The sequence below is a fragment of the Brevibacterium sp. HMSC08F02 genome (genome assembly GCF_001807555.1).
Lineage (GTDB): Bacteria > Actinomycetota > Actinomycetes > Actinomycetales > Brevibacteriaceae > Brevibacterium > Brevibacterium ravenspurgense.
In genome coordinates, this window is sequence record NZ_KV789367.1 from 120,466 (window position 1) to 133,965 (window position 13,500).

Here is a 13,500-nt window from a genome sequence, read left to right on the forward strand (position 1 = left end):
AGATTCCGGCTAAAGGGTGTGCGGAGGTTTTAGGACGAGGTGCTGGGCCAGAGGGGTGGGGTGCCGCAAGGGTGGTTTTGGCACTCGTTTTGCTGCCGGGGCCCAGATGTGTGTATAGTTTCTTTTTGCTGCTTCGCGCGAGTGGCGGAATTGGTAGACGCGCTGGCTTCAGGTGCCAGTGGTGGCAACATCGTGGGGGTTCAAGTCCCCCCTCGCGCACAGATTGAAAGCTCGGACATCGGAAACGATGCCCGAGCTTTTTTCATGCACCGTGCGCACACCGGTTAGCAATGAATCCACGCTTTAGCCGTAGGGAGACTCCCTTTAGCAAGAGAAACTCCCGTTAGCAGTTGTTGCTAAGGCGCAGATTCCGGCTAAAGGGTGTGCGGAGGTTTTAGGGCGAGGTTCCGGGGTCGGCAGAAGCTGCACTTCATGCTTGAACGGAGGCGGGTGTGGCCAGCTGTGCGCACACCGGTTAGCAATGAATCCACGCTTTAGCCGTAGGGAGACTCCCTTTAGCAACAGAAACTCCCGTTAGCCGTTGTTGCTAAGGCGCAGATTCCGGCTAACGGGTGTGCGGTGGTTCTGGGACGAGTTGCCAGCCAAGTGAGGGAGTTGTGGAACGAGCTCCCGGGCTGGCAGGAGGGCGAGGTGCCGGGCTGGCAAGAGGCCGAGGTGCGGCAGTTGGCGTCGTCTTCGACCTGCCGGATGACGGCGGCCAGCTGGCCTTCGGCCCGACGTAGAATGTTGAGCTCGATTGGGCAGCTGAAAAGTGACCAACTGCGAATCTACAAGGAGAAACATATGTGCCGACCAGTCACTTGCCGTGTGTGCGATAAAACGACGTGGGCCGGTTGCGGCCAGCACATTGCCGATGTCAAAAAGCAGGTGCCGGCCTCGCAGTGGTGCGACGGCAAGCACTCCGACGCAGAAAAAGCGCAGGCCGGTTCGGGCGGATTCTTCGCGCGCCTGTTCGGTCGCTGATCCCCGGTCGGTCGGCTGACTCAGCCGACCTCCACCTCTTCTGCTTTTCGGGGCACGAGGTGGAGGGCACGGGAATAAGGTTCCCGCGCCTTTCGTTCCCAATTCAGCAAGACACCACGTAACTCAGCAGAGGAGTGTTCATGTCCGACATCACCGCACCCTTCCTTCCCGAAGCCGGCACAGTGACCATGTTCACCACATCGTGGTGCGGCTACTGCAAGCGTCTTATGCCCCAGCTGAAGCAGCAGGGCATCGAGTTCCGCGAAGTCAACATCGAAGAGATCGAAAACGGTGCGCAGGTCGTCGAAGCCGCCAATGACGGCAACCAGACCGTGCCCACTCTTCTCTACGCGGACGGCACCACCCAGACCAACCCGGGAATCGGCGAAGTCAAGAAGAAGCTCGAAAGCCTCGCCTGACGCGCTTCACAGGTTCTCTGAAAGCCGCAGCGACCAGGACCCTCTGGCGCTGCGGCTTTTCTGCGCTCTGAGCGTTCCGCGTCGGTCTCAGCAGAGGGTGACGTCCCAGCGGCCGTGTCAGAGGGCCTTAGTACCCTAGGGGCATGCGCCCGAATGATCGTTCCTCTGGCTCTGCGGACTCCAAACGAGCTTCGTCAGCTGCCGTGCTCGCCCGCCGTTTGGCCATTCCGCTCTTCACGGTCGTCGGCGCCGCTTTCGGGGGCTGGGCGCTCATCTACACCGGCGCCACGAATCCCATGCTCGTCGGGGACTCTGGTCCGCTGGGCCGCATCGGCCTGCCGATCGCCGAATTCTTCTTCCAGTCGGCCAGCGTGGTGGTCATCGGCGCCATCATGCTCATGATGCTCATCCTGCCGCGGTCGAAACCTCAGCGCCGTCGCGGCGCGGGAGCGCGCAGGGCAGAAAAGAAAGCCAAACAGCTCGCGGCGAAAAAAGCTGCGGCCGGCAAGGCATCGGCTACTGGGGAAGCAGTGGCTGCTGCAACATTGACTGCTGAGGCCACAGCAGCGTCCGCTTCTGGTGCAGACGCGTTCAAGACTGACCGCAAAGCGGACCGCGACGTCGAACTCGACCCATCGTGGGCGGCAGCGCTCCTGACAGCGCAGATCGGGTCGATTTTCCTTGTCCTGTCCTCGGTTGCCACCCTGATTCTGCGCTACGTCAACACCGCCGGCACGGCGGCGACAAACGCAACCCAAGCCGAATTCTCTGCCCAGCTGGGCGCCTACATCACTCAGATCGACTCGGGCCGACTGTGGTCGCTGGTCGTGGTCACTGCCATCGTCATGTCGATGATCCTGTTCGCCACCCGCAGCTTTGCCGGGATCGGCTGGACGGCGCTTCTGACGGTGCTCATCCTGTTGCCGCAGGCGCTCATGGGTCACGCAGCAGAAGCCAAAGGCCACATTGAAGCCGTCAACAGTCTGGGCCTTCACCTGGTTGCGGTCATGGCGTGGGTCGGCGGACTCGTGGTCCTCGCACTGATCTCGCCGACCCTCACGGGACGGCAGGACCTGGGCGAAATCATCAAGCGCTACTCGACGATCGCCCTGTTTTCGATCGTCATCATGGCCTACTCCGGCTTCGTCAACGCCACCCTGCGTGTCAAAGGCCTCGACGACTGGCTGACCCCCTACGGGCAGCTGGTCATCATCAAGGTCGTCTTGACCGTCATCCTCGGCTTGATCGGGTTCTGGTACCGCCAGCAGATCATTGACCGCCTGGGCTCGAGCATGCGCGCCGTCGCAGAATTCTGGCGTCTGGTTCTTGCCGAGATCGCCATCTTCGGCGCGGTTGTCGCCATCGGCATCGTGCTTGCCAGTTCGCAGCCGCCGGTCCCGCAGGAGCTGCGCTCCCAGCCCACCCCCTCGGAAATCCTGTCCGGCGAACTCCTGCCGCCGGAACCGGTCTGGTACAACTACTTCCTCGAGTGGCGCTTTGACCCGCTGTGGGTGGTCATCGGCGTGGGCGCATCAGTCCTGTACATCATGGGCTACCGCGAACTGAAGAAGCGCGGCGGACAGTGGCCTCTGTGGCGCACCATTTCGTGGGTGGGCGGCATGGCCATGCTCATCTATGTCACGTGCGGCGGTCCCATGGTGTACGGCCGCGTGCTGTTCTCCGGCCACATGATCCAGCACATGCTGATTGTCATGCTCGTGCCCATCCCCATGGTTGTGGGCGCTCCCATCACGCTGCTCATGCGTGCCATCCACCCCCGCCAAGACGGTTCGCGCGGTGTGCGCGAATGGATCCTCATCCTGGTGCACTCCAAGTACATGCGCTTCTGGGCTCACCCGATTGTCGCGTCGATCAACTTCTCCGGTTCGCTCATCGTCTTCTACTACAGCGGCATCATGTGGTACGCGCTGAAGTTCCACCTGGGCCATGAACTTATGATCATCCACTTCCTGGCGGCGGGCTACATGTTCGCGCAGGCCATGATCGGCGTGGACCCCGGCGTGAAGCGCTTCCCCCACGCGGTGCGGTTCGTGGTGCTCCTTGTGACCATGACCTTCCACGCCTTCTTCGGCATTTCGATCATGACCACAGAAGTGCTCATTGAACCCGAGTGGTACGGCAACATGGGCCAAACGTGGATCAGCGCCCTTGACGACCAACAGCTGGGCGGCGGAATCGCGTGGGGCATCGGCGAATTCCCCACACTCATCCTGGCGTTCACCGCCGCGGTCCAATGGTCGAAGGCCTCCGACCGCGAAGCCAAACGAAAAGACCGCGCAGAAGCCCGTTCCGGTGACGCCGAGCTGCGCGCCTACAACGAATACCTGGCCTCACTGGGCGGCAAACGCTGAATCTCGTCACCCTGTGCGTCCCGGCACAGGGTGAGTGCGCATTTTTTCACTGCCGAATGGCGGTACGAAGGCCCTTTGCCGTTCACTGTGCGCTTATAGATGGGTCATCTCACAATTGCGTGAGTGCTGTTGCCCGCATGGACGCGGGTACCGGACCCGCGCGTTGAGTCGCACGCACTATGAGGCAAAGGAGCCGAAATGGCAATGGACGTTCAGGAGCGTCGCGGCCTGCAGAAGGTCGTCGCCGCCTCGATGGCCGGAACGGTCGTCGAATGGTATGAATTCTTCCTCTACGGGTCAGCTGCGACCCTGGTGTTCAACCACATCCTCTTCCCGCCGTCGGACAACCCGCTCACCCCGATTCTCGCAGCGTTCGTGACCTACGCGGTCGGCTTCATCGCCCGCCCCGTCGGCGGCATTGTGTTCGGCCACTTCGGCGACAAGCTCGGCCGTAAGAAGCTGCTGCAGCTGTCGATCATCCTCGTGGGTGTTTCCACCTTCCTCATGGGCTGCCTGCCCACATACCAGGCGATCGGCATCATGGCGCCGATCCTGCTGGTGCTCCTGCGCTTTGTGCAGGGCTTCGCAGTCGGCGGCGAATGGGGTGGCGCTGTGCTTCTGGTTGCAGAGCACTCACCGAAAGAATCCCGCGGATTCTGGGCCTCCTGGCCGCAGGCCGGTGTGCCCCTGGGCAACCTGCTGGCCACTGCTGTCCTGTGGGTCCTGTCCACCACCCTCGATGAAGCGCACTTCATGTCCTGGGGCTGGAGGATCGGCTTCTGGCTGTCGGCTGTCATCGTGCTCATCGGCTGGTACATCCGCACGCAGGTCTCTGACGCCCCGATCTTCAACGAAACCAAGGACGCCATTGACGACGGCGCGGCCGAATACGGTGTGTTCTCGGTTCTGAAGAAGTACCCGCGCGGCGTCCTCTGCGCTATGGGTCTGCGCCTGATTGAGAACATCCACTACTACCTGGTGGTGACGTTCACGATCACGTACCTGTCGGTCGAAGTGAACATCAAGTCCAGCGAAATCCTCGGCCTTCTGCTGGGTGCCCACGCCATCCACGCCTGCCTCGTGCCGCTGGTCGGAAAGATCACCGATATCGTCGGACGCAAACCGCCCTACCTGGTGGGAATCCTGCTGTCGGCGTCTTGGGGCTTCTTCGCCTACCCCCTGTACTCGACGGCCGACCCGTTCAACATCTTCATCGCAATGCTGGCCGGTCTGGTGTTCCACGCCCTCATGTACGCGCCGCAGCCGGCGATCATGTCCGAAATGTTCCCCACCCGCATGCGCAACTCCGGTGTTTCGTTCGGCTACCAGGTCACGGCAATCGTCGCCGGGTCCTTCGCCCCGATCATCGCCGTGTTCCTGCTGGACAAGTTCAATTCGGCCATCCCGATTGCCATCTACGCTGCAATCGCCGCGGTCATTTCGCTCATCGCCCTGGCCTTCACTAAGGAAACGCGCGGCATCGACTTCGCGGACATCGACCGCGCCGACGCCGAACGCTTCGGAGTCAAGCTCTGACCAAACCAAGCGTGCGCGCATAGGCGGGCGGCGCCTCGTTCCCGGAATAATGGAACCGAGATTCTCGGTTCCCCGGATGACGAGGCGCCGCTCGCCTTATCCGCGGTGTGCAAGCACCGATTCCCGAAAGTCAGGAGGACAGCACGATGGCAGAAGGTCGACTGAACGGACGAAACGCCCTTGTGACGGGAGGCGCTTCCGGCCTGGGCCAGGCGATAGCGGAAGCGTTTGCGGCCGAAGGTGCGACCGTCACGGTTGCCGACATCAACGGCGATGCAGCGAAGGACATCGCTGAGAAGATCGGCGGTAAGCACTGGCAGGTGGACCTCGCGGATACAGAAGCGCTTGATGAGCTCAGCCTGAACTACGACATTCTGGTCAACAACGCCGGCATCCAGCACATCGAAGCGCTCGAAGACTTCCCGCTGGACAAATGGCAGCTGATCAACAAGCTCATGCTTGAAGCGCCCTTTGTCCTGACAAAAGCGGTTCTGCCGGGCATGTACGAACGCGGTTTTGGCCGGATCATCAACATGTCGAGTGTGCACGGGCTGCGCGCATCGGCCTATAAGTCCGCCTATGTTGCGGCCAAGCACGGGCTCATGGGACTGACGAAGACCACCGCGCTGGAAGGCGGACCGAAGGGGGTTACCGCCAACGCCATCAACCCCGGATACGTCATGACTCCGCTGGTGGAACAGCAGATTGCCGACCAGGCTCGCACTCGCGGGATCTCCGAAGACAGTGTTCTCGAAGAGGTTTTCCTGGGCCATTCGGCTGTTCCTCGGCTGCCCGAAGCTGACGAGGTGGCGCAGCTGGCCGTCTTCCTGGCCTCCGATGCCGCGGGTGTCATCACGGGATCGGCACACTCGATTGACGGCGGATGGTCCGCGGCATGAGTGCTGGGTCTGGTAGTGCGGGCGAGCGCGGACCTGGCGAGAGCGGAGCTGCTGGGCGCATGCCCGGCAGCCGCACCGGCACTCGAAAAATCCTGCGCTGGGTGAGCATTGCGGCGATTGCCACCGTGGTGCTTGCGCTTGCACTCTTCACCCTGGCCGGTTCGTCGCAGTCGGGAGTGTTCTTCTTCGCGCTCATCTGTGCGGCGGCTGCCGGTGTCCTCACCATCTGGGCGGTTATCGGCTGGGTGTTTGAGTTCCTCGACAGGAAGCGTGCGTCAGGCCAGTGAGCAGGGGTGCTGGGCTCCGCGCGTGCTCAGGCCAGGGGCTGACAGTCCGCCGTCACGCCTGCAGTCATTCACCGTCCGGCACCGTCAGGGCGCGCACAACTGTCTGCACGGCAGTGCGCCGCAGTGCTTCGGGCCTGACAACAGCCCAGTAGTGCACGGGCAGCGAAAAGTCGGGGATCACCCTGGTGAGACCCTCACCGGCAAAGGTCGGCAGAAGAGCCACACCGACACCTCGGCGGCAGGACTGGACGTGAGCCAGTGCCGAGTTCGAATAGAAGTGCCCGGCCGGTTCCGGCAGCACGTTCCACGCGCTTTCCAAGCTGGCCACGCCCAGGGAGTGCTCGGCGTAGTAGATCAGCCGATGCGCCCGCAGATCCTCCGTGGTCTGCGGTGCCTGTGCAGTGGACAAATAGCTTTCAGAAGCGTAGAAGCCCAGCTCATAGGGCCGCAGGTGGTGGACTGTGGCGTTGGAAACATCCGGTTTTTCCACCACGATCTCAACGTCAAAACCCGACCTGTGCTGGCGTGCCCTCTGAGTGGAAGTGGTCATCTCAATGTTGAGGCGCTTGTGTTCAGCCTGCAGCTGAGCCAGAGCATCAACCGCATAGAACATGGCAAAAGCCTCGGGGCAGGCAATCCGCACGTTCCCATACATCGAGGTGTCCGGCGCATCGGCCTGAATTGAGCCGAGAGCCTTCTCGATCATTTCAGCACCCGGCATCAGCCTGCGGCCGGCCGCACTGAGCTCCCAGCCATCCGGCGTGGCCGTCAGAAGGGTTTCGCCGATCGCCTTTTCGAGGTTCGCTATGCGCCGCGACACCGTCGTGTGCGTCACCCCCATGCTCGCGGCCGCCGCCGTGTACTTGCCCAGACGAGAAACAGCCAGAAGGGCAAGCAGATCATCCGGCGACACCGGGGGACGGGAGACGTTCATGGTGCCAGTCTACTGAGCCGAATGTGCGCTGACGCACTCCCGCGGTGCGCAAGTGCCGTCCGAAAACAGGGCCGAACAATGTGATCTGCGCAATGCCCGGCGTTATGCTGAACATGAATTTCAGCCGCTTAGCAGCGCACCGCGAGTGCAGAAGCACAGCCGGTGCAGACAGTTGGGCGGCAGTGTGCACTCACCATTTGCAAGGAGGCATGATGGCAATCATCGGTTGGGTAGGTCTGGGCAACATGGGACGCCCCATGGCAGCAAACCTCGTCAAGGCAGGCCACACAGTTCAGGGATTCGACGTTGTCGAAGCCGCAGTCACCGCTGCAGCAGAAGACGGCATCACCCCGGCCAAGTCAATTGAAGAGGCCGTAAACGGCGCCGAAATCGTCTTCACCATGCTTCCCAAGGGCGAACACGCCCGCTCGGTGTACCTCACCGAAGGCGGTGTGCTCGAAGTTGCATCGAAGGACACCATCCTCGTGGACTCGTCCACCATTGACTTCGACACCGCCCGCGCCCTGCACGACGCGGCACGCGAAGCCGGCTACGTCTTCCTCGACGCACCTGTTTCCGGTGGTGTGACCGGTGCGGCCGCCGGCACCCTGACCTTCATGGTCGGCGCTGAAGACGAAGACTTCGAAGCAGCCAAGAAGTACATCGAGCCCATGGCCGGCAACATCTTCCACGCCGGTGGCGACGCCGCCGGTCAGGCCGCCAAGATCGTCAACAACATGATGCTGGCCATCAGCGCCCAGGGTGTTGCCGAAGGTGCTGTGCTCGCTGATCGCTTCGGCCTTTCGCACGAAACGTTCCTCAACATCGCCAAGGTGTCTTCCGGTGACTCGTGGCCGCTGCGCACCTGGTATCCCGTGCCCGGTGTTGTCGACACCGCTGCAGCCAACAACGGCTTCAAGCCCGGCTTCGCTGTTTCGCTCATGCGCAAGGACCTCGGTCTGGCGCTCGCCGGCGGCGAAACCCAGGGTGTCCCGCTCGATGCCGCACAGCTCGTTGCCGACAAGCTCGACAAGCTCATCGACGAAGGTTGGGAACTGGCCGACACCATGGCGCTGATCCGCAACATCGACCCCGAAGCTGAAGGTCTCCCGAAGAACTTCAGCTGACGGGCCCTCACCAGACCCACTGACGAGGTGGAGGTCGGCACAGTGCCGACCTCCACCTCGTGCTTTGTGGCGGGGGGGAGTGGGGCGCGGCCCGGCGGGGCAGAACGGCCCCGGCTACCCTTAGGGAAGCTGTGTTTTTCTAGGCGAGGAGTGCCCGTGACGAATGCTGATGAGCCGATTCTGACCGATGCCGAGCGCGACGAGATCCGCGCCAAGCTGGACGATGTTGCCCAGCGTGCCGAGGCCGCCGCGAAAGCAGCGGGACGAGGCTACGGCGGCGGCAATCCGGAGGCTGCGGCCGAAGACGTCAAAGTGCTCCTGGCAGTCAAAACGCAGCCGGTCCAGAAGATCCGCACGGCCATTGAGCACGGCTACCGGCTGATCGGTGAAAACCGGCAGCAGGAGCTCACCGCCAAAGCCGAAGGGCTGGCCGACCTCAACCCGGTTGCGCACCTCATTGGGCCGCTGCAGCGCAACAAGGTCAACCACACGCTGGCAGTGGAATCGTGTACGTGTATCGAATCCATTGACAACATGCGCTTGGCCCAGCGGATCGACAACCGCCTGGAGCTGCTGGAACGCGACAGCCTCGACATCTTCATTCAGGTCAACACCTCACGCGAAGACAGCAAATTCGGTGTCGCCCCAGAAGAGGCCGAACAGCTGATCGAAGAAGTGCGCGGGCTTGAGCGCCTGCGGATTCGCGGGCTCATGACCATCGGACTGCCCGGATCAACGGCCGACGAAATCCGGCCCTCCTACGCTGACCTGAGCGAACTGTCGCAGCGCCTGCGCGACAGCGGAGTTCTGCCCGTCGATGCGGTTGAACTGTCCATGGGTATGTCCGCCGACTTCGAACTCGCGATCGAAGAGGGCGCCACTATTGTGCGCGTCGGCTCGAGCGTTTTCGGCGCTCGCAGCTGAATTTTCGGCGGGAGCGGGCGCTATTCGCAACTGAGACTGCGCTGCGCTGAAGCGGCGCCGCGGCCCGGCACCAAGCGCCGGGCCAGGGCGCTCCTTGCTTACAGCTTGCGGATGGCTGCGGCCATAGCTTCGAGTGCCTCCTGCACAATGGGCCGCGGTGTTCCCATGTTGAAGCGGACCCAACCCTTGCCGGCCTGACCGGTGGCAGCGCCGTCATTCATGGCCACACGGGCTTCCTGCAGGAAGAACTGCTGGGGGCTCACGCCTTCGGGCAGGCGGGGGACCAGCGCGTTCGCATCGAAGAACGACAGGTACGTGCCCTGCGGTTTGATGTAGCCGAGCTCCGGAAGCTCTGCCGCTGCGAAGTCGGCGACGAAGTCGCGGGTCTGTTCGAGGTAGCCAAGAGTGTCGGCCAACCATTCGCCGCCCTCGCGGTAGGCGGTGATGCCGGCAATGACACCCGGTGTTGCGGCTGTCGCCGAGAACTGCGCTCCGTGCTTCTTCCACGCGGCAAGGTGTTCGTCGTTCGTGAAGATCAGCTGAGCGCACTTCAGGCCAGGGGTGTTGAACGACTTGGTGTGTGAGGTTGCGGTCAGCGTGTGTCGTGCCGCAGCCTCTGAGGTCGAAGCGTAGGGAATGTGCTGGAAGCCGCTGTAGGTCAGCGGTGCGTGGATTTCATCCGAAAACACCAGAGCGCCGTTCTTTTCGACGATCTCGGTGATCTTTTCGAGTTCAGCCCGCGTGTACACGCGGCCGGTGGGGTTGTGTGGATTGCACAGCACCAGCACGCCGCCGGGCCCTCCGTCCGGACCGGCAGTGGACAGCGCCGCATCGATCGCTGCGAAGTCCATTTCCCAGTGCCGCCCGGCAAGCGGGGCGGGTACCTGCCCGTCAGCAGACGAGGTGGAAAGCAGCTCCGGGGAGGGTTCGTCGACGATCTTCTGCGGCACCTCGACATGGTCGCGGAAGAACGCGCCGGGGACGGTGAGGAACGGCATGTACGCCGGTGTGGGCACTACGATTTTGGCGCCGCGGGGCGCCAGAATGTCGAGGAAGCCGCCCATGCCCAGCAGAACATCGGACGCGGGGAACACGTTTTCAGCGGGGAATTCCCATCCGTAGCGCGAAGCGTAGAACTCGGAAGTGGCTTCGCCCAGGCCCTTCAGCAGTGCGGGCGGGGTGTAGCCGTACAGCTGGTTTTCGTCGATGACTTTGAGAGCTTCGCGGATGGCCGGCGCAATGCCGAAGTCCATTTCCGCAATCCATGCGCCGATCGCCCCGGGATATTCCGCCCACTTTCGGCTGCCGCGCTCTTCGATCTGCTTGCGAGTGATGCTGTCATACGGGTGCATGAAGCCAGCCTAGCGGCGTTCACCCGCCTCAGCACTTGTTGAGCACTCGTTCCATGGCATCGCGTTCGGGTTTCGTGACCCACAGGGAGTACTTTTCCTTGACCCGGATCTGCAGGCCCACGTAGGTGCACCTGTAGGACTTGTTCGGCGGCAGCCAGGAAGCGGCGTCCTTATCGCCCTTTGCGGAGTTTGTGGCTCCGTCGACGGCAATGAGGTTGAGCGGATCGTTCGCGAATTCGACGCGCTGCTCTTGGGGCAGCTGCTGTGCACCGGTGAGCCACGCGTTGTGCAGCGCAACAATATGGTCGATCTGCACTTTCTGGCTGGTGGTCTGGCCGCGTACGAAGTCGATCCGCTTGCCCGTGTAGGCGTCCACCAGAGTGCCGGACATGACTTTGCAGTGGCCCTCGCGGGTGATATTGACGAGGTCCCGGGCCAGAATGTCGTCGCGAGTGCGGCAGCCGTTGAAGTCGGTATCCGTCCAGGCCCTGCCGAACTTTTCGACCCGCCCGTACCCGGTGGCCGGTGCTTTGCCCTTGACGGGCAGCTTCTTCAGTGCGGCCAGTGACTTCTGGGCGCCGGGGTTTGCCGGCCCCACGTCCGAGGTGCCACCCGGCTTCTTCTGCGCCTGCGGCCTTTTCGGGGGTGGAGTGGGTGAGGGGCTTGGCCCTTCCGATGGAGCTTCGGCTGCCGTCGGAGTGGCGTTCGGGACGGATGTTTCACCAGGTGAAGGTTCCGGCAACGGGGCGCAGCCGCTGAGGACGAGCAGTGTTGCCAGTGCAGCCGGAACCCACCTGCGTGGTGAGCGCACAGACGGTCAGCCTTCGCGCTGGAAGAATTCTTGACGCTGCGAGCCCAGTCCGTCGCCTTGAAGTTCAACAACGTCACCGGCAGTAAGGAACGGGTGGGTTCCGGCCATGGCCACACCCGCGGGCGTGCCCGTCGACACGATGTCGCCGGGTTCAAGAGTCATGTACTGGGACAGCTTGTACACGATGGTTCCCACGTCGAAGATCATCTTCGAGGTGTTGCCGTCCTGGCGGACTTCGCCGTTGACCAAGGTGCGCAGACCGACATTGTTCGGGTCGATGGAATCGGCGGTCACAACCTTCGGGCCGACCGGTGTGGAGCTGGGCATGTTCTTGCCCAGACCCCACTGGGGTGTGAGGTTCTGGAAGGCACGTTCGGAGACATCGTTGACCAGGGTGAAGCCGGCAATCGCGGCAAGGCCCTCTTCAGCTGAAGCCAGTGCGTGGGCGCGCTTGCCCATGACAAAGCCGAATTCGACTTCCCAGTCGGTTTTCTCAGAGCCCGGCAGAATGCCCACCGGGTCATTGGGGCCGACGATCGTACCCGGGTGCTTGAGGAAGGTGACCAGATTGGTGGGAATCGGCTGGCCCGCTTCTGCAGCGTGGTCGGTGTAGTTCAGGCCAATGCAGATGACAGCCTGCGGCGAGGCGATCGGTGCGCCGATCCGCTTGCCTTCGGCATCAAACGGCGGCAGCTGGCCCAGTTCAACCAGCGACTGCAGCTTAGGCAGTCCTTCCGCCCAGAAGCGCGGACCGAAGTCCCCGCCGAATTCGGTGACAGCAGAGCTCGCATCGAAGCAGCGCTCGCCCTCCACAACAACCGGGGTTTCCTGTCCGGCCTGACCAATCCGCATAAGCTGCATGGGTTCCTCCTGTGTTTTCTTCAATCTAGACCAGGGCACTGACACGAAGGCTCCCGGGGAGCCGAACTCCGCCTCGTCAATCCGAACCCCACCTCAAACGAGGCGAAGGGCACACCCGGCTGTTCGGCATGCACACAGAAAAACACGGCATAGTAGTGGGGACGCATACAGAAGGACACTCATGCTCGACACTCTTGCCGCCGCCTCAGCGGGGGCGACCGACATCATTGCCGCTCCGGCATTCCTCGATCCACAGCGGATCATCGAATCAGCAGGCCCGTGGATGCTCGCGGTCGTAGCACTCATCGTGTTCATCGAATCCGGTGTGCTGTTCCCGTTCCTGCCCGGTGACTCGCTGCTGTTCGTGGCAGGCCTCATGTCACCGGCAATGGGCGTTCCCCTGTGGCAGCTGATCCCCGTCATCTGGATTGCCGCCATCTGCGGTGACCAGGTGGGGTACTTCCTGGGCTACCGGTTCGGCCGCAGGCTGTTCAAGGACGATGCACGCGTTCTGTCGACAGCCCACCTGCGCCAGGCGGAAGAGTTCTTCGTCAAGCACGGCGGGAAGTCGCTGTTCCTGGCTCGCTTCGTGCCGATCGTGCGGACTTTTGTGCCGCTGGCCGCCGGCGTCGCGCACTACAAGTACCGCAAATTCATCTTGTGGAACGTGGCGGGCGGTCTCACGTGGGGCTTTGTCCTCCCACTGGCCGGCTACTACCTAGGCACCTTTGACATCATCCGCGAACACGTGGACCTGTGGGTGCTCGTCATCATCGGCCTATCGCTCATCCCCGTGGCCATCGAAGTCATCCGCGAACGCCGCGCCTACAAGAAGGAACAGGCTGCTCGCGAGGCCGCCGGTCCGGTTGAAGCGCAGGAAGCTGAAAGCGAAGAGTACGGGGCCTGATCAGCCCCTTCCCACTTTCTGAGCGCGGGAAAGGGCCGCCGTTTGCTGTGAATCTGTCGATAAAGTCGAGGCAAAAGCAGGCGTAGA

14 protein-coding genes and 1 tRNA gene are annotated in these 13,500 nt (G+C 62.5%); 10 read left to right on the plus strand and 5 right to left on the minus strand.

The window, feature by feature from the left end; genetic code table 11:
- Nucleotides 1-135: 135 nt before the first annotated feature.
- Nucleotides 136-219: transfer RNA gene (locus HMPREF3172_RS09945), tRNA-Leu, on the plus strand.
- A gap of 296 nt (nt 220-515) precedes the next feature.
- On the opposite strand, the gene HMPREF3172_RS10805 is transcribed toward HMPREF3172_RS09945, so the two are convergent.
- Complete coding sequence (locus HMPREF3172_RS10805; protein WP_141741636.1) at nt 516-788, minus strand: metal-sensing transcriptional repressor; 273 nt, start codon at nt 786-788, stop codon at nt 516-518.
- A 16-nt stretch (nt 789-804) separates the two neighbouring features.
- Between HMPREF3172_RS10805 and HMPREF3172_RS09950 the strand changes: the two genes are divergently transcribed.
- The 6 genes from HMPREF3172_RS09950 to HMPREF3172_RS09975 all read left to right on the plus strand — a co-directional run bounded on the left by HMPREF3172_RS09950 (nt 805) and on the right by HMPREF3172_RS09975 (nt 6,497).
- Nucleotides 805-984, plus strand: coding sequence for a hypothetical protein (locus HMPREF3172_RS09950; RefSeq protein ID WP_070517221.1), 180 nt, complete (start codon nt 805-807; stop codon nt 982-984).
- A 140-nt stretch (nt 985-1,124) separates the two neighbouring features.
- On the plus strand, nt 1,125-1,403 hold the full coding sequence (locus HMPREF3172_RS09955; RefSeq protein WP_019174058.1) for a mycoredoxin: 279 nt from the start codon (nt 1,125-1,127) through the stop codon (nt 1,401-1,403).
- Nucleotides 1,404-1,546: 143 nt separating this feature from the next.
- Entirely contained in the window at nt 1,547-3,775 is a 2,229-nt protein-coding gene (locus tag HMPREF3172_RS09960; RefSeq protein ID WP_256173436.1) for a bifunctional copper resistance protein CopD/cytochrome c oxidase assembly protein, read from the plus strand.
- 198 nt (nt 3,776-3,973) lie between these two features.
- Entirely contained in the window at nt 3,974-5,311 is a 1,338-nt protein-coding gene (locus HMPREF3172_RS09965) for an MFS transporter (protein WP_070517223.1), read from the plus strand.
- Between the two features lie 146 nt (nt 5,312-5,457).
- A complete protein-coding gene (locus HMPREF3172_RS09970) occupies nt 5,458-6,210 on the plus strand; it encodes a 3-hydroxybutyrate dehydrogenase (protein WP_070517225.1) in 753 nt (250 codons plus the stop codon).
- A 59-nt stretch (nt 6,211-6,269) separates the two neighbouring features.
- Nucleotides 6,270-6,497, plus strand: coding sequence for a hypothetical protein (locus HMPREF3172_RS09975; protein ID WP_070517228.1), 228 nt, complete (start codon nt 6,270-6,272; stop codon nt 6,495-6,497).
- Nucleotides 6,498-6,561: 64 nt separating this feature from the next.
- Here the strand turns inward: HMPREF3172_RS09975 and HMPREF3172_RS09980 are convergent, their stop codons facing one another.
- Nucleotides 6,562-7,431, minus strand: coding sequence for a LysR family transcriptional regulator (locus tag HMPREF3172_RS09980; protein ID WP_070517231.1), 870 nt, complete (start codon nt 7,429-7,431; stop codon nt 6,562-6,564).
- A gap of 212 nt (nt 7,432-7,643) precedes the next feature.
- On the opposite strand from HMPREF3172_RS09980, the gene mmsB reads away from it, so the two are divergent.
- Together mmsB and HMPREF3172_RS09990 are read left to right on the plus strand one after the other, a co-directional pair.
- Nucleotides 7,644-8,558, plus strand: a complete 915-nt coding sequence (gene mmsB / locus HMPREF3172_RS09985; protein WP_070517315.1) for a 3-hydroxyisobutyrate dehydrogenase — start codon at nt 7,644-7,646, stop codon at nt 8,556-8,558.
- A gap of 156 nt (nt 8,559-8,714) precedes the next feature.
- Entirely contained in the window at nt 8,715-9,482 is a 768-nt protein-coding gene (locus tag HMPREF3172_RS09990; RefSeq protein ID WP_070517233.1) for a YggS family pyridoxal phosphate-dependent enzyme, read from the plus strand.
- Nucleotides 9,483-9,580: 98 nt separating this feature from the next.
- Here the strand turns inward: HMPREF3172_RS09990 and HMPREF3172_RS09995 are convergent, their stop codons facing one another.
- The 3 genes from HMPREF3172_RS09995 to HMPREF3172_RS10005 are packed head-to-tail and all read right to left on the minus strand — an operon-like array spanning nt 9,581 to nt 12,506.
- Nucleotides 9,581-10,834 (minus strand): MalY/PatB family protein, encoded by a 1,254-nt coding sequence (locus HMPREF3172_RS09995; RefSeq protein WP_070517236.1) that lies wholly within the window; start codon nt 10,832-10,834, stop codon nt 9,581-9,583.
- 28 nt (nt 10,835-10,862) lie between these two features.
- On the minus strand, nt 10,863-11,645 hold the full coding sequence (locus tag HMPREF3172_RS10000) for an HNH endonuclease family protein (RefSeq protein ID WP_070517238.1): 783 nt from the start codon (nt 11,643-11,645) through the stop codon (nt 10,863-10,865).
- A gap of 6 nt (nt 11,646-11,651) precedes the next feature.
- Complete coding sequence (locus HMPREF3172_RS10005) at nt 11,652-12,506, minus strand: fumarylacetoacetate hydrolase family protein (protein ID WP_070517240.1); 855 nt, start codon at nt 12,504-12,506, stop codon at nt 11,652-11,654.
- Between the two features lie 181 nt (nt 12,507-12,687).
- Here HMPREF3172_RS10005 and HMPREF3172_RS10010 point away from each other — a divergent pair, with 181 nt between their 5' ends.
- On the plus strand, nt 12,688-13,413 hold the full coding sequence (locus HMPREF3172_RS10010) for a DedA family protein (protein WP_070517243.1): 726 nt from the start codon (nt 12,688-12,690) through the stop codon (nt 13,411-13,413).
- The last annotated feature ends 87 nt before the right edge of the window (nt 13,414-13,500 follow it).

What these genes read in the sequence shown, in the direction of transcription:
- HMPREF3172_RS09950 (WP_070517221.1), top strand. Translation starts at nt 805, where the DNA reads ATGTGCCGACCAGTCACTTGCCGTGTGTGCGATAAAACGACGTGGGCC.
- HMPREF3172_RS09955 (WP_019174058.1), top strand. Translation starts at nt 1,125, where the DNA reads ATGTCCGACATCACCGCACCCTTCCTTCCCGAAGCCGGCACAGTGACC.
- HMPREF3172_RS09960 (WP_256173436.1), top strand. Translation starts at nt 1,547, where the DNA reads ATGCGCCCGAATGATCGTTCCTCTGGCTCTGCGGACTCCAAACGAGCT.
- HMPREF3172_RS09965 (WP_070517223.1), top strand. Translation starts at nt 3,974, where the DNA reads ATGGCAATGGACGTTCAGGAGCGTCGCGGCCTGCAGAAGGTCGTCGCC.
- HMPREF3172_RS09970 (WP_070517225.1), top strand. Translation starts at nt 5,458, where the DNA reads ATGGCAGAAGGTCGACTGAACGGACGAAACGCCCTTGTGACGGGAGGC.
- HMPREF3172_RS09975 (WP_070517228.1), top strand. Translation starts at nt 6,270, where the DNA reads ATGCCCGGCAGCCGCACCGGCACTCGAAAAATCCTGCGCTGGGTGAGC.
- HMPREF3172_RS09980 (WP_070517231.1), bottom strand. Translation starts at nt 7,431, where the DNA reads ATGAACGTCTCCCGTCCCCCGGTGTCGCCGGATGATCTGCTTGCCCTT.
- mmsB (WP_070517315.1), top strand. Translation starts at nt 7,644, where the DNA reads ATGGCAATCATCGGTTGGGTAGGTCTGGGCAACATGGGACGCCCCATG.
- HMPREF3172_RS09995 (WP_070517236.1), bottom strand. Translation starts at nt 10,834, where the DNA reads ATGCACCCGTATGACAGCATCACTCGCAAGCAGATCGAAGAGCGCGGC.
- HMPREF3172_RS10005 (WP_070517240.1), bottom strand. Translation starts at nt 12,506, where the DNA reads ATGCAGCTTATGCGGATTGGTCAGGCCGGACAGGAAACCCCGGTTGTT.
- HMPREF3172_RS10010 (WP_070517243.1), top strand. Translation starts at nt 12,688, where the DNA reads ATGCTCGACACTCTTGCCGCCGCCTCAGCGGGGGCGACCGACATCATT.